A 17,707-nucleotide genomic window follows, 5' to 3' on the forward strand; every position below is an offset into this window, starting at 1 on the left:
CAATCCGTCAATTACCTATTCTATCAAACCCAACCTTGATCTTGACCTTATCGGGCAACTGTTTTACGATAATTACACAGGTAAATTTAAAGCCCAGGCAAAGCTATTATATGCTCGTTTGAAGTGGAGTTTTTAGTATGTAAATCTTCATCTTAAGCTAATTAAAAACTATCAGAATTTATTATTATTGCAAATCCATCTTGGATGTGCATCTGTAGATTGGACTGCAATTGGAGCACCAATTTGTCACGGAGCTGTACTGGTAGCTCAAATAGAAGCATCTGATAATTGTAATGCTGAAGCTGAAAACTGTAATAATGATTGTGATGATTAAAATACTGAAATTTACACCTTTTATACTATTGATCTTATATTTCACTTTCATTCATAAACTTGATATTTCTTGGAATGTGAAATTATCAATTATGGCTACCATGATTATGGTAAGTATTATCAGCCTCTTTCAAATAAGAAAAAAATATAATTCAAAGAAAAGTATTTATATTTTAGCATTTGGAATTTTGAGTGTCCTTCTGACATCCATAAATTTTACTATCCTACCATAAACACCCCCGCCGTCTGGATTTTAGCCATAGCATAACTACAGACTTTTAATAAAAAGCAGGGATTGTATCCCGGTCTAAATTAAAAGTATATCCATTCGTAAACGATTACAAACGGTTATTAAATCACCCGATTACAACCAGTTACAAACATTTACTAATGGATATAAACAATAGAAAATAGTTGATTTTGAGCAAAAAACAGGTGTTTTTAACTTTTTAGGAATTTATTATCAACCAAAAACAACGATAGTGATATAAGGAATATGAGCCACAGGGTTGCCCATAGCCAATCGTTCGGTGTAAGTTGAAAAACTTACCAAAATTTGGTACTTTTAATAAAAAGTGAATTCATGAATAAAAATACATCCATATCATTAGGAGAATACTTTGATAAATTTGTAAAAGATAGCGTCTCCCAGGGAAGATTTAAAAATGCCAGTGAAGTTATTCGTGCAGGATTAAGACTGTTAGAAGAGGAAGAAAATAGAGTATTAGCTTTAAAAAATTCAATTAAAGAAGGAATAAATAGTGGACATGCTGTGGATTTTGATCCTGATAATCATTTAAAATCCTTGAAAGCAAATAGAAAACTTAATGGCTAAATATATATTAACCAATAAAGCCGTTGAGGATTTGACTGATATATGGAACTATACTCTTAATGAGTGGTCAGAAAATCAAGCAGATAAATATTATAATATGCTAATTGAAGCAATTAAACAGATTGCAAAAACTCCTCAAATTGGTAAGAACTATGAAATGGTAATTCCTGACCTAAGTGGGTTTAGAGTGTCAAAGCATATTATTTTTTATAAAATTCTTAATGAGGACTCAATTGAAGTCGTTCGAATTCTACACGAAAGAATGGATTTAAAATATAGAGTAGAAGAATAAAAACTACACCCCACTGTCTGGAGCTAAGCGATAACCTAACTTGGACTTTTCATGAAAAGCAGGGATTGTATCCCGGTCTAAACTAAAAATTTATCCATTCATAAACGATTACAAACGGTTATTAAATCACCCGATTACAGCCAGTTACAAACATTTACTAACGGATATAAACAATAGAAAATATTTGATTTCGAGCTGAAAACACGTGTTTTTAGCCTTTTAAGGGAATAATTATCAACCAAAAACAACGATAGTTATATAATGAATATGATCCACTAAGTGGCGCATCGTCAATCGTTAGGGTTAATGGAATTATACTATCAATGAATCATCCAATTATGATGCAATCCAAAAAATAATTAAATTTGGTTTATGAGATCATTACAGGATATAAAATCTAAGTTGGAGAAACACAAGCAGCACTTGTTTGCCAATTATCCTATTAAATCAATGGCGATTTTTGGATCGTATTCCAGAAAATCGCAAAATGCTGATAGTGATCTTGATATTCTTGTTGAATTTAATGACAAAATCGGCATTCGATTTATTGATTTAGCTGATGAAATCGAAAAATTAGTCGGTTTTAAAGTCGATCTGGTTTCTAAAAATGGAATCAAAGACAAATATTTTGAATCAATAAATTCGGATTTAATTTATGTCTAAGCGTGATACTTTTTTACTTCTCGAAGACATGCTTGAATCATGCAGGAAAATCCAAAAATACACTAAGGACCATAACTATGAATCATTTAATTCAGATGATAAAACTGTCGATGCAGTTGTAAGGAATTTTGAAATAATTGGAGAAGCAGCAAATAGAATTGATTCTGAATTTAAAGATCAACATCCTTAAATTGAATGGAATAGAATAAGAGGATTTAGAAACAGAATAGTCCATGAATATTTTGGGATAGATAATTCAATTGTCTGGGCAATTATAGAAGATTATTTAGAGGAGCTTACAAATTGGATAGAGAAAATAATAAACGAAAAGACCACTTAATCCTAACATCATGTTCCATGAATAATCCCTCTCTCTAAACTTAAACATAATTCACTGATAGTCATTAACTTTTCTTTTTGTCTTTATCGCTCTTTTTCTTTTTCAAATGAATGATAGCGGTCAAGGCCGGGCATAGCAATCCCAGGCATATTGATAGGTCCGCTGCGTAAAGCCAAACCTTTACCTTATTAAGCAAAATAGCAGGTTAACACTAACCGCTATTTCTAGATATTATTGTTTTGTTTGGCACCAAATACACCCCCAATGAACAGACTTAGGTGCATTGAATAACTACCTTTCCCCTCACTTTACGATTCATCTTTTCTTCCAGGGCTTCGGAAGCCTCCGCTAATGGGTATACCTTATGAATATGTGGAGTAACTTTTCCTTCTGCCAGCCATTGCATGAGTTGTTTGGTGTTTTCCATATTCTTTTGTGGCGTTTTCATGGCAAAATTCCCCCAAAACACTCCAACTATAGAACATCCTTTTAACAGGGTTAGGTTTAATGGAATTTTGGGAATGTCACCGGCAGCAAATCCAACGACTAAATAGCGGCCTTCCCAGGCCATGGTTCGTAAGGCCTGCTCAGAATAATCACCTCCTACCGGATCATAAATTACATCGGCGCCGCTACCCTCAGTCAATTCTTTGATTCTTGCCTTTAAATCTTCTTGTGTATAGTTAATCAGTTCATCAGCACCATATTGCTTGCAAAGCTGTAATTTCTCATCAGTGGAAGCAACGGCAATCACTTTAGCTCCCATCAGCTTGCCGAGTTCTACCGCTGCCAGTCCGACTCCACCGGATGCACCTAATACGACCAGTGTTTCTCCCGGCTGTAAATTTGCCCGGTCCTTTAATGCGTGGTAAGAAGTTCCATATGCGATCATAAAAGATGCAGCAACCGAAAAGTCCATCTTATTCGGTTTTTTAAAGCAAACATTGGCCGGAACTGCAACCTCCTCAGCATATCCGCCTTGCATGACAAAACCAAAAACTTCATCGCCAACTTCCAGGTGTTTGACACCAGCACCCACTTCCTTAACTACGCCCGCTACATCACTCCCGGGAATGAATGGCAACTCGGGTTTAAATTGGTACAATCCCTGGATGATCAAGGTGTCCGGGAAATTAACACCACAGGTTTTTACGGTAATTAATACTTCTTTGTCTTTAATCTTTGGTGACTCAATATCTTCTACCATGAGCTTCGATGGTGGACCAAATTCTTTACATACTACTGCTTTCATATTAGTCTTCGATCACTTTTAATACCAATTTACCCATTTTCTCTCCTGAGAATAAGCGCAAAAATGTCTCGTGAAAATTTTCTATTCCTTCATACACATCTTCTTTACTCTTCAATTTCCCTTGCGCGATCCAACCTCCCATTTCCTGGGCTGCTTTTCCATAATCCTTCGCATAGTCCATGACCACCATCCCCTGCATAGTTGCCCGGTTTACTAACAAAGACAAATAATTACTTGGGCCGTTGACGTTTTCTTTATTGTTATACTGTGAAATAGCTCCGCAGATAACCACCCTGGCGTGCATTCGCAGCCTGGCTAAAGCAGCATCCAGAATTTCTCCTCCAACATTATCAAAGTACACATCAATCCCTTTAGGGCATTCCCGCTTAATTGCAGTGTGTACATTTTCTGATTTATAGTCGATAGCACCATCAAAGCCTAATTCTTCTTTTATATAATTGCATTTCTTTTCACCACCAGCAATACCAACTACTTTGCATCCTTTGATCTTAGCTATTTGCCCGACGACACTACCCACTGCTCCAGCTGCTCCGGAAACAAGCACGACATCTCCTTCTTTAATCTTTCCCACTTCTAAAATGCCAAAATAGGCAGTCATCCCCGGCATTCCCAGGGTGCCAATATACGTGGGTAAAGATGCCAGGTTAGGATCTACTTTGTACCAGTTATCACCATTGGAAACGGCATACTGCTGTACCCCACCCCAGCCAGTCAAGACATCTCCTTCGTTAAACTTTGGGTGGTTGTTGGATTTAATTACTTCCCCTATCGATCCTGCACGCATAACATCATCAATTTTTACAGGTTCAATATATGACTTGCTATCGTTTATCCATCCCCGCATGGCCGGGTCGAGTGATACATAATGCTGCTGAATTAACACTTCGCCATCGCCGGGTTCCGGAACCGGATTAGATTGTAGTTCCCAGGTATCTTTTTCCGGTAGCCCTTGAGGGCGCTTTTTTAATATGATTTGCTTATTCATGATTATTTAAGGTTTTGTGTTTATAGTTTTTTACAGGGAGGTTCCACCATCTAAGGTGATGGTTTGCCCGGTAATAAATTTAGTGCTTTCTGATGCTAACCACACGATGGCTTCTGCTACTTCTTCTGCCTGGCCATAGCGCTTCATTGGGATAACGCTTTTAAGCATCTCATCCATATCGGGTCTTACAGCTAACAGCTTATCTAGCAGGGCTGATTCTGTATAACCGGGACACACGGCATTGATTCGGATATTTTTTGTAGCATATTCTAATGCTGCCGATTTTGTCATGCCTACTACGGCAAACTTACTGGCGGAATAAGACAAGTTATTGAGCGATGCCTTAAGTCCTGCCAGGGAAGCCACATTGACAATATTGCCATGCCCTTGCTTCATCATCTGCTGCAAGGCGAGCTTCATGCCATAGAATACGCCCGTTTGATTGACAGCAATCACACTGTCCCAATCTTCGAGGGCATAATCGCCCGTTTTGGCCATCGTTTTTGGACCGATACCAGCATTATTGACCATTACGTCTAATTGCCCATACTCTGCTACCGTTTTGTTTACCAGTTCTTCTACTTCATCAAACCTGGCAACATTGGCTACGATCGCTTTTGCCTCGCCACCTTTTTCAATGATTTCATCAACTACTTTTTGTGCTTTATCTTCTCGTATATCGGAGACTACCACTTTCGCCCGGTGGTTTGAGAAATGCTTTGCCGCAGCCGCCCCGATGCCAGATCCTGCCCCGGTAACTATTACTACTTTATCTTTTACTTCCATTGGTCTGTTTTCTTATTCCGGGTATCTAAAAATTTCTATTATTATCGGAATGCTTCCTGATTACACTTTTACCCAATTGATACATGTGCACTTCATCGGGGCCGTCGGCTAAGCGCAACACTCTTGCCGCAGCATAGAAATGCGCGAGTGGCGTATCCGGGCCAACTCCCATACCTCCGTGAATCTGAATGGCTCGGTCTATGACTTTTAGCGCCATATTTGGAGCAACTATTTTTATCATAGCGATCAGGTCTTTTGATGCTTTATTACCAAGCTTATCCATTTTATCGGCAGCAGAAAGCGTTAATAACCGGGCTTGCTCTATTTCGCATTGGGATTGGGCAATCTCCTGGCGGATACTACTGTAATCTTTCAATGTTTTGCCAAAGGTAGATCGTTCTGTAGCGCGCCTGGACATTAGTTCCAGCGATCGCTGGGCCATTCCTATCAATCGCATGCAATGGTGAATACGTCCGGGACCTAATCTACCTTGAGCAATCTCAAATCCCCTTCCTTCTCCAAGGATCAGGTTTTCTTTAGGCACTCGTACGTTTTCTAATTCAATTTCTGCATGACCTTCCGGCGAATCGTTGAAGCCAAATACCGATAATGCCCTTACCACCTTTACCCCCGGAGTGTCCATCGGAACTAAAATCATGCTCTGTTGCTGATGTCGTGGTGCCTCAGGATCAGTTTTACCCATTACAATAGCAATTTTACACGCAGGGTTCATTCCTCCGGAAGACCACCATTTGGTACCATTAATAATATAGTCGTCACCCTCTGGAGTAATTGTCGTTTCAATATTGGTGGCATCAGAAGAAGCAACCTGAGGTTCAGTCATTAAAAAAGCTGAGCGGATTGTACCATCCATTAATGGGTCCAGCCATTGTTTTTGCTGTTCCGGTGATCCATATTTTGCCAGCACCTCCATGTTTCCCGTATCCGGGGCATTACAATTAAAAATCTCTGATGACCACAAAATACGCCCCATTATTTCTGCCAGGGGGCATACTCAAGGTTTGATAATCCGGAACTTAAATCTCCATAGCTTTTGGCAAAAATAAGTTCCATAACCCTGCAGCTTTCGCCTTTTCTTTAAGATCTTCCATTCCCGGCCAGGGCTTCCATCGATTATCAGGATTGTAAAGAAACGCATTGACCTCCCCTTCTACCGGGAGTATATGCTCTTCAAAAAAACTGGTTAGCTTCTTTTGGAGTTCAAGTGTTCTTTCTGTGTACTCAAAATTCATTTTTTATGTATCTTATTTCGTTTTGGCTTTACAACAGTTTGCAGCAGGAGCCATCGCTTTCTTTATGTTCTTTATGTAAGGATCATGAGTGGCAAATCACGACAACCTAAAAACATAAATGGGAAACCGTAAGGATATGCCTTTATGAACGAATAAATCCTTATTTAACCGGCTATTATATAGCTTTTAGGCTTGCGTTTTTAATTCGTTAACTACCTCATAAACTGCGTCTTGCTATTAATTAAAAACCTCTTTTTCCCCGGCAATGGTCAATACCTCTTCATTTAGCAATACTTCGGCCAGTCCATTAGTCTTAGGCAGTTCGTATTTAAAATAGAATTTCATTGCGTGAATTTTGCTTTCGTAAAACTCCTCTGAATATGTTTTCTTTCCGGTAACTAACGCATTTTTAGCATTTACAGCCATCTCTAACCATATCCACGATAATGTAATGGTGCTTAGATACTCCATAAATGGGGTAGCATCTGACAGGAAACGTTCATAATCGCCCTTTTTGGCAAAACCAATCAAGTGCTGTATCACTTTGGATGCTTCTTGTAGTTTATCACCTAATTTCCCGGCATACTTTTTCAGATCATCATATTTTAAAGCGCTATTAATGGTCTGTTTAATCTCCTCCGTCAACAGTTGCAAGGCTTTACCATTTTCTAATAGCAATTTTCTACCTAATAAATCTTGTGACTGAATTCCTGTGGTTCCTTCATAGATAGAAAAAATACGGATATCGCGATGATATTGCTGTAAGATAAAGTCAGTACAAAATCCATAGCCACCTAACACCTGCAATCCGTTAGAAACTGATTGTGCTCCCATTTCAGACGGATAAGTTTTAACCATTGGTATGATTAACTCCAACAATAAACCATACTTTTCCTTCTCCTTTTCATCGGTCAGGGTGTGTTTTAAATCATAGTATTTAGATGCCAGTAAAACCAGGCCCAAAGAGCCTTCTGATACAGTTTTCTGGAAGAGCAACATTCTTCTAACATCCGGATGATTGATAATAAAGGTTTGTCCCTCCTCCGGGTCTTTTTTACCGGTGCTGGCTAATTTTCTACCTTGCGGACGTTCTTTGGCATATTCTAATGATGCATGATATGCAGCCGTAGCAATGGCAGCGCCACCCCTTCCTACTGCAATACGAGCACCGTTCATCATTAAAAACATATATTTTAGTCCCTTATTGGCCTCACCGACCAAAAACCCCTGACACTCGCCGGCATCGCCAAAACCTAGATGAGTGGTACAATAGCCCCGTTGGCCCATTTTCTGAAAGTCTGCGACCGTGGTAACATCATTGGAAACCAGATTCCCCTCTTCATCCGGACGTTTTTTAGGCACGACAAATAAGGAGATCCCTTTAGTTCCTGCCGGAGCGCCCTCTATTCGTGCCAAAACCAGGTGTACAATGTTATCGGCATATTGATGGTCTCCACCGGAAATAAAAATTTTCTGTCCGGATATTTTATAAGAACCATCGCTTTGAGGAATGGCTTTGGTAGTAATATCAGATAACGAACTTCCTGCCTGGGGTTCTGTCAGACACATGGTTCCACCCCAGTCTCCCGATAGCATCTTGGGTACGTAAATATCCTTTAATTCCTGGCTTCCAAAATTGATAATCAGTTCTGCTGCCCCTAAGGTTAACCCGATGTACCCGGTCAAATGATTATTGGCAGCCTCCTGTATAAAAGAAGAGGCCGTATAAAGCATCATCGGAAGTTGTAAACCTCCCTCTTCATAATCGAAGGGTCCTGAGATAAATCCCATTTCTCCTCCCTGCTTCATCATTACGCCAACCTGTTTATGTACTTCTACCCCACCATCTTTATAGTGGGCCGGTTGTTCGTCCATTTCTTTTAAATAAGGATACAACTCCCTGTCAGAAAAGTCCTTAACAGAATCTAAAATTAAATTCATTGATGAGATATCATGATCCTCACATCGATCCTGATTTAACACCTCTTCTAATTGATACACATCATACAAAAGGTATTTTAACGTATTTATATCGACATACTTTTTTGCCATCACTACAGGTTTTAAAGAATTGATTATTAACTATTCAATAAATTACGGAGATATTTATTAAATAATAATTAAACTGGTTTAATAAATCATTTTCTTAGGAATGCGCATAAAGAGAACCTGAAAAAAACGGTGGGAATAGCCTTTATTTTTAGCAGCTTCCCATACCCGTAAATATTTAAATGAAAGTATTAAGAACTGATGGAGTTGTTAGGTGATCGGGTTAAACTAATCGAAATGTAATTTTAGTTTTTAATTTCCTCCTTGCTCAGTCTTTTTCGAATTTTAGAAAGACCAACAGGAGTCAGGCCGAGATAAGATGCTATGAGATATTGTGGTACCCGTTGAAAAAGGGACGGTCTTTTTTCTAACAGCTCCAGGTATCGTTCCTGGTTTGATACATTTTTAATTTGGTGGATGCGTTGAAAATTATTGATAAACGCCTTTTGCATGGACAACCTGCCAAACCGCTCGAGCTGATGAGAATAATCAAAGATTTTTTCAACATCCTTTTTAGAGACTGTATACAGGGTCGAATCTTCCATCACTTCGAGGTAAGAAAGCGACGGGACTTCCTGGATATAGGCATATAAGTCCGTAAAAAAATACCCTTCGGTAAATAACTCCATCACTTGAGATATGCCATCATCTACGGTATAATAAGAAACGCAACCTTCTTTCATGAAGTAGAAAGAATCGATATACTGGCCGGGTTTTAATAGAAAAGAACCTTTGGGAACCGATTCCTTTTTATAAAACTGCAAAGCAAACTCCATATCAGCGTCGCTAACAGTAGTAAATGATCTTATTTTTTGTTGTAAATCCTCCAAGTCAGTAGTTTAGATAAGTGCTACTAAAAAACAAAATATTCAATGATTGAGCAAGTTTAGCCATGGCAATAAATAGATTAATCTTATGCTTTTATACTCCCCTGGCGCGCGTTGCTTTTTTCAGCAAAACGCGTGCCCTATACTAACCCATTTACCCATCCTAGCTTATCATTAATTTTGGAATAAATATTTTCTAATATACATTTACACTATCAAATATAAACCAGAAATTATAGTGATCATAAAAAGGGATTGTTATAGGTGGATTTTTTAATATAAGCACGCGTATTGCTTCGCTACGCGCGCCAGTGGAAACAGGCATAAAAGAGGGGGAAGTTTGATTTTGACCTGTAAACAGCTATTTTTGGTTTTTAAAGGAATTTATAAACGACCAGAACAACAATGGTTATATAATTGATATGGGCGACTGAGTTGCGCATAGCCAATCTTTAAAAGTAAAATATGTATATAGTTCAACTAATTATTCTTTTATTCTTTTTAGACCCGGATACTGAAAATCTTGGAGGTAACGAACTTGTTAGAAATGAGAATCATGTTATTACTTACGAATGCTTCGAGGATAGAATAGAATTTGTAATTGATGTTATTGGAGATAGAACAGATAATACTAACGGTAAGTGGCCAAACCTTGATTATTTCTACTTGTGGGTTGATTTCAATAATAATGGCAAATTAGACTCGCTTATTGATAGAAACTTTGGTCCGAAGTTTTACAATAACAAACTCCAAGTTTGTAAATCTTTATTGTACAGTAAAACCAGACAAACTACCTGTTTTTTCAATTCAAATTCAACTTGTCATAGACAATTCAAAAAAACACAAAATTTAGAAATTGATCATGTGGTTTTTGAAATATCGATACCTAAAAAAGAACTTTCTAAGTCCAATTCTTACAATGTTTACTTCATGATCGCAGATAAATATTCCAAAACATACTATCCAATCAACAATATAAAATTTGAGGCAACATTTAAGATTGAATGCAATAATATAAGCACAGAACAAATGCTAAAATGAATGTACAAACTGAGCATTCCCCCCTGCCTGCAGTTTAGAGAATGCTTAGCTTCCGACTTTTTATGAAAGGCAGGGATTATATTGCCATCAATATAAAAATTATTTTAAACTGTAAACTTATTTTAGGACGATACATTTTAATATAGCCACGCGTATTGCTTCGCTACGCGAGCCAGTGGAGTTGCGCATAGCACTTCATTGTGTAGTATTTCAACCAAGAAACAGCTAATGTTTGATTATAACTTTTTTGATATGAATAAAATGTATGTATTACTTATTTTAACAACTATTATATCCTGTACCCAATTGAAGGGGCAAGATCCCTATGACGAATTGATACAGACATTCGATGACTATAGATCTCTAATAAAACAAAAAAAATATGACAAAGCTTTTGATTATTATCAACAGACATTTCTAAAATATGTACCGAGAGAACAGTTAAAAAAGCAAATATCAGAAATACACAGTAATAAGAATTTTAAAGTTCAGGCTTCCAACTCAGAAATAGTGTTTCTTTCTGAAATAATTAAAGACAGTGCTAATAATCAATATGCATTCCTTAGATATACTTCATACAATCAATTTAAATTTACAGATGAAGCTAGCGAAGAATACAAAACAAGAATAAAAAAAATGTTTCAAGACAGTTTTGGGGAAAAAGCTTCCTACTTTGAAAATGAAGATAAAGTTAGTTTTTCAAGAGACGGAGAATTTGTTGCCGTCAAAATAGATAATGATTGGCGCTTTGTTCTTTACAAAAAGAAACTTAGACCCTATATGCATTTGTGGATTCCACAAGAAATATTAAACATGTTGGTTTTTATTAAGAATGGAAAAAATATGGTGAACCGGAAATAGATTATAACAAAAAATAATATAGGCTAGTAGCAATAATCAGCCATTAGCACAAGATTATCCCCCGGGCGCTTGTTGCTTTTTCAGCAAAACGCGTGCCCTGAAATGATCATTTAAATCACCCCTATTATCTGAAGTTTAGCGACAGCGTAACTTCAGACATTTTATAAAAGGCAGGGATTGTATCCCAGACAAAACAAAAAATATATCCCCCCTAGCTAGGGCGGGTTAGCGATAATTGAAGAGCATGCAAAAACAGGCTTTACACATTTAAAAGAATGACTTCAGGTTAAAATGGAAATATCAAGGCTCTAACATTGATATTTATTTGCCTATCAAAACGAATATATGAATAATTATAAAGAAGAAATTTTAAACAAGATATGTTATACCGAACTTGTTTATGACAGAATAAATAAGAAATTAAAATTAGAACTTCCAAAATAAGAAATTGAAGCCCTTATTTATACAATTATATTAGAAACAGAAAAATCTAATTTTCAAAAAAAAGGTAAAAACATTTATATAATTAACAAGAAAAGAAATATCAGGCTTACGATCAATTCCTTTACGAATAATATCATTACAGCTGACAAATTGAACAAAACACAGGCCACCTACAATGTGTAAAAAGCATATGCTTGTTGCCCCCGCTGTCTGAAGTTACGCTATCGCTAAACTTCAGACTTTTATGAAAGTCAGGGATTGTATCCCGGATAAAACAAACAATATATCCATTCATTGACAATTACAAACGGCTAGAAAATCATCCGATTACAGTCGGTTACAAACATTTTCCAACTGGTGTAAACATTAGAAAATATTTGATTTTGACCAGTAAACAGCTATATTAAGGAATATATAGGGAATTATTAATAACCAAAGCAACGATAGTTGTATAAAGAATAAGCACGACAAAGCATCGGTTATCCATTCGTTGTTTATAATTTGACAAATGGCAGATAAAGAGCATAAAATAGAAATTGAATTTTTAGACCATGTAGCAATTCGAGTTGCTGATATGGAGGCTTCTACTGCTTGGTATGAAAAAGTATTGGGACTAAAACGATATCAGCTGCCCGAATGGGGTGATTACCCGGTCTTTTTACTTTCCGGAAAATCGGGTATCGCAATTTTTCCTGCAAATGTCAATGATTCCAAACTTGACTCTACCTCAAAAAATGTAAAAATTGATCATTTTGCCTTTAATGTCACAAACGAGAATTTCGAGAAAGCTAAAAAACGATATACTGAATTGAATTTAGATTTCAATATTCAGGATCACCATTACTTTGATTCGATTTATACGAAAGACCCTGATGGGCATACTGTTGAACTAACTACCATCAAAGTGGATGAACGCGATTTTTACAAATAATTAATGGGTTGATTTAAAGATACCGGGAAATACAGGAATTAAATTCTTAAAACCATTATTGAGTTTAATAATCAACTGCCAGTAATTAATTTGTATCGTCCTAAAATAAGTTGACAGTTATGAAAAAAACCGGAAGAATAATATTCCTACTACTCATCGCATTAACCTTTATGCAAGCCGGGGCAAGCCTGTTTGCAATCACCGTTAACATTTCTTCTCTCATAGAGGCCCCTCCTGCATCTCTGACCAATGCGCAGGGACCTTATGCTTTTAATCCCGATATATTCTGGGAGAAGTTTCCACCATTAGTATTCCTTACTCTTCTTCTTGCCTTAATCTTAAACTGGAAAACTTATTTAAGAAAATGGATCATAAGCGGTGGAGTAATTTGGGTGCTTTCCGGGTTTGTAGCCATAGTGTTGTTAGGCCCGGTACAAACAGAATTTTTATCCACTGATTACTCGGATACCGTAAACCCGAACCTCCGGAAACTCGGTGAACTTTGGAGAAATTACAGCCTTTTATTTATGGCCCTTTCAGCTTTATCGGGAATAGTATACCTGCTTGGAATAAGCAGGCTAGCTGATAGATAAATAAATTTATAACACAATCAAATTTTATTATACTAGGATCATAAAACCGGGTTTACAATATCCAAAAAAATGACCAAGACATTCCTTTATATCTCTTTTATCCAGATATTTTTTATATCCTTTTGCAATGGACAAACAAGTCAGTCAGCAGATACAATAAAAATCAAAGACTTTGAATTTAACTCCTGGTTCGGGCATAAGAAAGATTCAAAGAGTAATCATAATTACAGTCTTCTTGGAACAGGCTTTTTCAGAACTCCCAGGGCAGAAAATATCGACTCGTTGATTTCAACATGGATAGAAAATCATCCAAATGCTAAAGTTATTCCTGTTTACACTTTTGGACCGACAATGAATGATGATCCAAATTCAAAACAAACATATTGCTGGGTAGTAAACAATTCCGACACGCTGAACATTTACCTTGTTAAAAAAGGAGCTATTCCTGGAGGAACCATGCAGCGTCCAAAAACGTGGAAAGAAATGTCAGGAAAAGAAAGAAAATTATATGAAGACAAACCAGATGAAGAAGTTCATGTAACCGACAAAGAATATCAGGACTTCATTACTAAAATAAAAATTGCTGCCGAGTTTGCTCGCCAAAACAAGATTGGAATTTATGATAGTCAGGAATAAAAATAGAATATCTCTGCGTAGGCCATGACCTTGTATGTTATAAATTCAAAAATTTACAATAATTGATAGGTTCAATGACTAAAACAATCAAAATATTATCTGGGTTTTTCATAATTATTTGCATGTTCGGATGTAGCAATTATGAAGATAAAATCATTGATGACATGAATTCCAATATTGAAAACTATGATTCAATTATAAATATTATTAACAATAATGATTTCAAAAGATTTAAATACGGCCAATATATAAGCCGTGAATATTTCCCGAAATCACTTATCCAGGCGCTTAACAAAACTGCTTTAAAAGGCAGAGTTCAATACCTTATTTTAAATAAAGGTTTCAATTGTAATAGTAAAGCAATTGAATTTATATCAAGTAAATTTCATATCAGATATACCCCATGTCCGGGACCAGATTTTCCGAAACCCGGCTCCTATGAAGAGGTTGGCTTAATAGAAACATGGGGAATAGACGAGAACTGGATGATTTGGAAAGATAATGATTACATTTAAATTCATCCTTAGGTCATATCCTCCTGGATCATTCCAATCATAATCTCTGCCAATATATTTCCTAGCTCAACTTCTTTTTCAAAATTTTACCCGTAGCACTTAAGGGCAACGCATCCATAAATTCGATAATGCGAGGATATTTATAGGCTGCGATATGGTCCTCTGTCCAGTCTATTAGTTCCTGCTCGGAAATATCCTGTCCGTTTTTAAGTACCACACAGGCTTTGATCTCCTCCCCTGCCTCATCATCCGGAACGCCAATCACTGCCACCATTGAAATGGCATCGTGCTTCATCATGACTTCTTCGATCTCACGAGGATAAACATTTAATCCCTTTCGGTTGATCATTTCCTTGGTACGGTCTACGATATAGAAAAAGCCGTCTTCATCTTTTACAGCCACATCTCCGGAGTGTAGCCAGCCGTTTTTCAATGTGACTTTATTTGCTTCCGGTTTATTGAAATAGCCTTTCATCACATTATGTCCACGGTAGACTAATTCTCCCTTTTCTCCTACAGGAACTTCATTATCATTTTTATCGACGATCTTTACTTCCACACCCCACACAGGAGTACCTACTGAACCTGGCTTTTTGCCAAATTGCTCCTGGTTAAATGTCACCACGGGAGAACCTTCCGACATTCCATACCCTTCCAGAATCTCCACTCCAAATTTTTCTGCAAAACTCTCCAGCACCTTAACCGGTAACGCTGCGCCACCTGAAACACAAGACTTCAGATTAGCGGCAATTGCTTTAAGATCAAATTTGGTGTTTTCATAATGGAGTAACCCCCAATACATAGTCGGCACTCCGGCAAATATGGTGATCTTGTGCTTTTCCATCAGGCCCAAAACAGTCTCGGCATCAAATCGAGGTAAAAGAACTGATGTTATACCTTTATAAAGACCTGCATTCATTAATACCGTCATGGCAAAAATGTGAAACAGGGGTAAAACGATTAATGATTTATCTTCGCTGTCAGCTTCGACAATTTCAGTTGAAATAATAGCGTTGATCAGAAGGTTTGAATGGGTTAGCTCGGCTCCTTTTGGCTTGCCCGTCGTACCGGAAGTATAAATTATCACAGCTGTATCATCGGATGAGGTGACTACATTTTCAAAAAACGGATCCTCGTCTGCCATCAGCATACCAAGGGTTTTGGTGCCTTCTATTGGAGATGGAGACGTAGGGTCACCTGTTATTACATAAAATTGCTCACAGACATCTGTCTCATCAAACCCGGCTTTCCCTTCTTTACCCATGGGCAATTCAGGTGTGCCTTCAAAACAAAAGTAAGCAGAGGCTCCGGAATCCTGTAAATGATAGGCGACTTCCTCTCTTTTCAATAAAACCGATAACGGAACTACTATCGCTCCGGCTTTAAGTATACCAAAATAGACCATCGGGAAATAAGGCAAATTCAGGCAGCTTAAAGCAACCCGATCTCCTTTTTTATTCCTGCTGCTATTAGTCCGTTAGCAATTTGGTTTGCTGCTCCGTTGATTTGGGAAAAACTCAAATGCTTTTCCATAAAGATAAAAGCATCCTTGTCCGGAAACTTACGGGCGCTATCTTCTAATACCACTGAAAGGTTAGTCATAATTTGTTCTATTTAGATTCTTAACCAGGCAAATATTACGGTGACGACTAGACAAATTATGTATTACAATATACAACTAAATAAGCTTTAGCTTCTTGAAATTTAAAGGAATTTTACCTTGAAAAATCAGGCATGGCTAAGGTAAATAAAACTAACACAAATGAGAGAATTGGCGAAAATCGGGATTATTTATCAAAACATTTGTTTTAGAAATAAAATCTACTACACTCCTGTCAACGCTACTGGCAAAGCTAACTTTTGCCATTGCCAAAAATACTCACTAGCTTTGCTTTGTTTGTATTAAAGAAAATTTTTTAACAACCAAATCAACACTACCGACAATATGAATTTCAACCTCGAAAGATTACTCTCGATGATGTTCATACAAATTTATATAGAAAATAAGCTAAAATACCCAGCCAGGTATCTTTATGCTTTCAGACCAAAAGCTGGTATTTAATGCCAGATCTTCAATTTTAAAAAAGGCTTTCATTTTCATTTTGATGCCTGATCCTTTTTTGATCAGTAAAAATCACCATTTCACTATACGATAACCATCGCCTTGAACTCTACCTATTTATAGTGTTGGTCAGTGAAATCAAAAACAGTTAAAACAGGATGAGTAAAAAAATCTTGATGAAAATGTTAATGTTCAGGAATTACAATCACTAATCTATAAACCATAAATAATTTACAAATGACAGCATTAAGATTAACCAAATCAATTTTGTTTAAAACCATTTTTTTAATGACACTTTTTGTTGGGTTAACATCCTGTGAAGGACTTGAAGGGCCGGAAGGACCTCCGGGACCACAAGGTCCGGAAGGACCACAGGGTGTCGAAGGACCAGAAGGGCCACAGGGACCGGCAGGAGAAGACGGCAATGCTGAAGTACTGTATAGTGACTGGATTCCTGCAAACTTTGAAGGCACTTCATCATCTGCCAAATTCATGAATATTGATTTTCCGGAAGATATCCCTAGTGCCTTTAGTATTAAAAATACTCACATAATACTGGTTTATTTTACTGGTTTTGGAGATGGTAATGTATATCAGCTACCGGTACTTAATTTCAGAGGGGCTCAATTTACATTCGGGTTTGGGAGCGGTAGTTCCGCTGTTGAAGATATTATAATCCGTGCAAGGGCATTAAGTGGTGATTTAAATGAATTTCAGATCGATCCTGCCAGAGGGAATAAATTTCGATATGTCATTATCCCCCTAATGTCCCCGTAGGAAGATCTACAATGGACTTTTCAGATTATGAAGCGGTAAAAGAACATTTTAATATTGAAGACTAGTAAAAGACATTTTTAAAAACACTCAAAACCTCTGGTAGAACTCTGCCAGAGGTTTTTTTATATACTGTATCATTGATTGATTATATTGTTTTTTAAAGCTGATAACTCAAGTTAATTAATTAGTAAGCTTGATTATCTGATCAATA

The 17,707-nt window shown here is 37.0% G+C and carries 20 protein-coding genes and 2 pseudogenes; 13 read left to right on the forward strand and 9 right to left on the reverse strand.

Annotated elements, in window-relative coordinates; translation table 11 throughout:
• The first annotated feature begins 187 nt into the window (after positions 1–187).
• From DCC35_RS20725 to DCC35_RS21275, 5 genes and pseudogenes are all read left to right on the forward strand, one after another.
• A complete protein-coding gene (locus DCC35_RS20725) occupies positions 188–334 on the forward strand; it encodes a hypothetical protein (protein WP_175402824.1) in 147 nt (48 codons plus the stop codon).
• Positions 335–916: 582 nt separating this feature from the next.
• The gene (locus DCC35_RS13570; RefSeq protein WP_137091318.1) at positions 917–1,168 is read left to right on the forward strand and encodes a type II toxin-antitoxin system ParD family antitoxin; all 252 of its coding nucleotides are present in this window, start codon (positions 917–919) and stop codon (positions 1,166–1,168) included.
• Complete coding sequence (locus tag DCC35_RS13575) at positions 1,161–1,460, forward strand: type II toxin-antitoxin system RelE/ParE family toxin (protein WP_137091319.1); 300 nt, start codon at positions 1,161–1,163, stop codon at positions 1,458–1,460. The genes DCC35_RS13570 and DCC35_RS13575 overlap by 8 nt, the downstream gene beginning before the upstream one ends.
• A gap of 372 nt (positions 1,461–1,832) precedes the next feature.
• A complete protein-coding gene (locus DCC35_RS13580; RefSeq protein WP_137091320.1) occupies positions 1,833–2,123 on the forward strand; it encodes a nucleotidyltransferase family protein in 291 nt (96 codons plus the stop codon).
• Between the two features lie 28 nt (positions 2,124–2,151).
• Positions 2,152–2,463 (forward strand): annotated as a pseudogene (locus DCC35_RS21275) (HepT-like ribonuclease domain-containing protein).
• Between the two features lie 274 nt (positions 2,464–2,737).
• Here DCC35_RS21275 and DCC35_RS13590 read toward each other — a convergent pair.
• From DCC35_RS13590 to DCC35_RS13615, 7 genes are all read right to left on the reverse strand, one after another.
• Entirely contained in the window at positions 2,738–3,715 is a 978-nt protein-coding gene (locus tag DCC35_RS13590; RefSeq protein WP_137091321.1) for an NADPH:quinone oxidoreductase family protein, read from the reverse strand.
• Position 3,716: 1 nt separating this feature from the next.
• Positions 3,717–4,721 (reverse strand): NADP-dependent oxidoreductase, encoded by a 1,005-nt coding sequence (locus tag DCC35_RS13595; RefSeq protein WP_217495848.1) that lies wholly within the window; start codon positions 4,719–4,721, stop codon positions 3,717–3,719.
• 30 nt (positions 4,722–4,751) lie between these two features.
• Positions 4,752–5,507, reverse strand: a complete 756-nt coding sequence (locus DCC35_RS13600) for an SDR family NAD(P)-dependent oxidoreductase (protein WP_137091323.1) — start codon at positions 5,505–5,507, stop codon at positions 4,752–4,754.
• A gap of 25 nt (positions 5,508–5,532) precedes the next feature.
• On the reverse strand, positions 5,533–6,501 hold the full coding sequence (locus tag DCC35_RS13605; protein ID WP_246070016.1) for an acyl-CoA dehydrogenase family protein: 969 nt from the start codon (positions 6,499–6,501) through the stop codon (positions 5,533–5,535).
• Positions 6,502–6,544: 43 nt separating this feature from the next.
• Positions 6,545–6,760 carry a hypothetical protein gene (locus tag DCC35_RS21280; RefSeq protein ID WP_246070017.1) on the reverse strand — a complete coding sequence of 72 codons (216 nt, stop codon included), beginning with the start codon at positions 6,758–6,760 and terminating at the stop codon, positions 6,545–6,547.
• Positions 6,761–6,997: 237 nt separating this feature from the next.
• A complete protein-coding gene (locus DCC35_RS13610) occupies positions 6,998–8,812 on the reverse strand; it encodes an acyl-CoA dehydrogenase (protein WP_137091324.1) in 1,815 nt (604 codons plus the stop codon).
• Positions 8,813–9,054: 242 nt separating this feature from the next.
• A complete protein-coding gene (locus tag DCC35_RS13615; RefSeq protein WP_137091325.1) occupies positions 9,055–9,639 on the reverse strand; it encodes a Crp/Fnr family transcriptional regulator in 585 nt (194 codons plus the stop codon).
• A gap of 462 nt (positions 9,640–10,101) precedes the next feature.
• On the opposite strand from DCC35_RS13615, the gene DCC35_RS13620 reads away from it, so the two are divergent.
• From DCC35_RS13620 to DCC35_RS13650, 7 genes are all read left to right on the forward strand, one after another.
• Positions 10,102–10,677: a hypothetical protein gene (locus DCC35_RS13620; RefSeq protein ID WP_137091326.1), complete on the forward strand. Its 576-nt coding sequence runs from the start codon at positions 10,102–10,104 to the stop codon at positions 10,675–10,677.
• A 228-nt stretch (positions 10,678–10,905) separates the two neighbouring features.
• Positions 10,906–11,538 (forward strand): hypothetical protein, encoded by a 633-nt coding sequence (locus tag DCC35_RS13625; protein ID WP_137091327.1) that lies wholly within the window; start codon positions 10,906–10,908, stop codon positions 11,536–11,538.
• A gap of 447 nt (positions 11,539–11,985) precedes the next feature.
• Complete coding sequence (locus tag DCC35_RS22100; protein WP_217495960.1) at positions 11,986–12,165, forward strand: DUF3781 domain-containing protein; 180 nt, start codon at positions 11,986–11,988, stop codon at positions 12,163–12,165.
• 325 nt (positions 12,166–12,490) lie between these two features.
• Positions 12,491–12,913: a VOC family protein gene (locus DCC35_RS13635; RefSeq protein ID WP_137091328.1), complete on the forward strand. Its 423-nt coding sequence runs from the start codon at positions 12,491–12,493 to the stop codon at positions 12,911–12,913.
• A gap of 119 nt (positions 12,914–13,032) precedes the next feature.
• Positions 13,033–13,506: a hypothetical protein gene (locus DCC35_RS13640; RefSeq protein ID WP_137091329.1), complete on the forward strand. Its 474-nt coding sequence runs from the start codon at positions 13,033–13,035 to the stop codon at positions 13,504–13,506.
• 69 nt (positions 13,507–13,575) lie between these two features.
• Positions 13,576–14,142 carry a hypothetical protein gene (locus DCC35_RS13645; RefSeq protein WP_137091330.1) on the forward strand — a complete coding sequence of 189 codons (567 nt, stop codon included), beginning with the start codon at positions 13,576–13,578 and terminating at the stop codon, positions 14,140–14,142.
• 74 nt (positions 14,143–14,216) lie between these two features.
• Positions 14,217–14,657: a hypothetical protein gene (locus DCC35_RS13650; RefSeq protein WP_137091331.1), complete on the forward strand. Its 441-nt coding sequence runs from the start codon at positions 14,217–14,219 to the stop codon at positions 14,655–14,657.
• Between the two features lie 61 nt (positions 14,658–14,718).
• Here DCC35_RS13650 and DCC35_RS22105 read toward each other — a convergent pair whose 3' ends face one another.
• The gene (locus DCC35_RS22105; RefSeq protein ID WP_394347731.1) at positions 14,719–15,132 is read right to left on the reverse strand and encodes an AMP-binding enzyme; all 414 of its coding nucleotides are present in this window, start codon (positions 15,130–15,132) and stop codon (positions 14,719–14,721) included.
• Between the two features lie 45 nt (positions 15,133–15,177).
• Positions 15,178–16,259 (reverse strand): annotated as a pseudogene (locus DCC35_RS22110) (AMP-binding protein); the annotation flags it as partial.
• Positions 16,260–17,007: 748 nt separating this feature from the next.
• On the opposite strand from DCC35_RS22110, the gene DCC35_RS20730 reads away from it, so the two are divergent.
• Positions 17,008–17,496: a hypothetical protein gene (locus DCC35_RS20730; protein WP_175402825.1), complete on the forward strand. Its 489-nt coding sequence runs from the start codon at positions 17,008–17,010 to the stop codon at positions 17,494–17,496.
• Positions 17,497–17,707 lie beyond the last annotated feature (211 nt).

The sequence above is a fragment of the Mangrovivirga cuniculi genome (genome assembly GCF_005166025.1).
GTDB lineage: Bacteria > Bacteroidota > Bacteroidia > Cytophagales > Cyclobacteriaceae > Mangrovivirga > Mangrovivirga cuniculi.

Bases quoted from the DNA above. Each gene is read 5' to 3' on its own strand.
- DCC35_RS13600 (WP_137091323.1), bottom strand. From the start codon at position 5,507: ATGGAAGTAAAAGATAAAGTAGTAATAGTTACCGGGGCAGGATCTGGC.
- DCC35_RS13580 (WP_137091320.1), top strand. From the start codon at position 1,833: ATGAGATCATTACAGGATATAAAATCTAAGTTGGAGAAACACAAGCAG.
- DCC35_RS13610 (WP_137091324.1), bottom strand. From the start codon at position 8,812: ATGGCAAAAAAGTATGTCGATATAAATACGTTAAAATACCTTTTGTAT.
- DCC35_RS21280 (WP_246070017.1), bottom strand. From the start codon at position 6,760: ATGAATTTTGAGTACACAGAAAGAACACTTGAACTCCAAAAGAAGCTA.
- DCC35_RS13635 (WP_137091328.1), top strand. From the start codon at position 12,491: ATGGCAGATAAAGAGCATAAAATAGAAATTGAATTTTTAGACCATGTA.
- DCC35_RS13645 (WP_137091330.1), top strand. From the start codon at position 13,576: ATGACCAAGACATTCCTTTATATCTCTTTTATCCAGATATTTTTTATA.
- DCC35_RS13620 (WP_137091326.1), top strand. From the start codon at position 10,102: ATGTATATAGTTCAACTAATTATTCTTTTATTCTTTTTAGACCCGGAT.
- DCC35_RS20730 (WP_175402825.1), top strand. From the start codon at position 17,008: ATGACACTTTTTGTTGGGTTAACATCCTGTGAAGGACTTGAAGGGCCG.
- DCC35_RS13650 (WP_137091331.1), top strand. From the start codon at position 14,217: ATGACTAAAACAATCAAAATATTATCTGGGTTTTTCATAATTATTTGC.
- DCC35_RS13605 (WP_246070016.1), bottom strand. From the start codon at position 6,501: ATGGGGCGTATTTTGTGGTCATCAGAGATTTTTAATTGTAATGCCCCG.
- DCC35_RS13625 (WP_137091327.1), top strand. From the start codon at position 10,906: ATGTTTGATTATAACTTTTTTGATATGAATAAAATGTATGTATTACTT.
- DCC35_RS13595 (WP_217495848.1), bottom strand. From the start codon at position 4,721: ATGAATAAGCAAATCATATTAAAAAAGCGCCCTCAAGGGCTACCGGAA.
- DCC35_RS13640 (WP_137091329.1), top strand. From the start codon at position 13,033: ATGAAAAAAACCGGAAGAATAATATTCCTACTACTCATCGCATTAACC.
- DCC35_RS13575 (WP_137091319.1), top strand. From the start codon at position 1,161: ATGGCTAAATATATATTAACCAATAAAGCCGTTGAGGATTTGACTGAT.
- DCC35_RS13570 (WP_137091318.1), top strand. From the start codon at position 917: ATGAATAAAAATACATCCATATCATTAGGAGAATACTTTGATAAATTT.
- DCC35_RS13590 (WP_137091321.1), bottom strand. From the start codon at position 3,715: ATGAAAGCAGTAGTATGTAAAGAATTTGGTCCACCATCGAAGCTCATG.
- DCC35_RS22105 (WP_394347731.1), bottom strand. From the start codon at position 15,132: ATGAAAGGCTATTTCAATAAACCGGAAGCAAATAAAGTCACATTGAAA.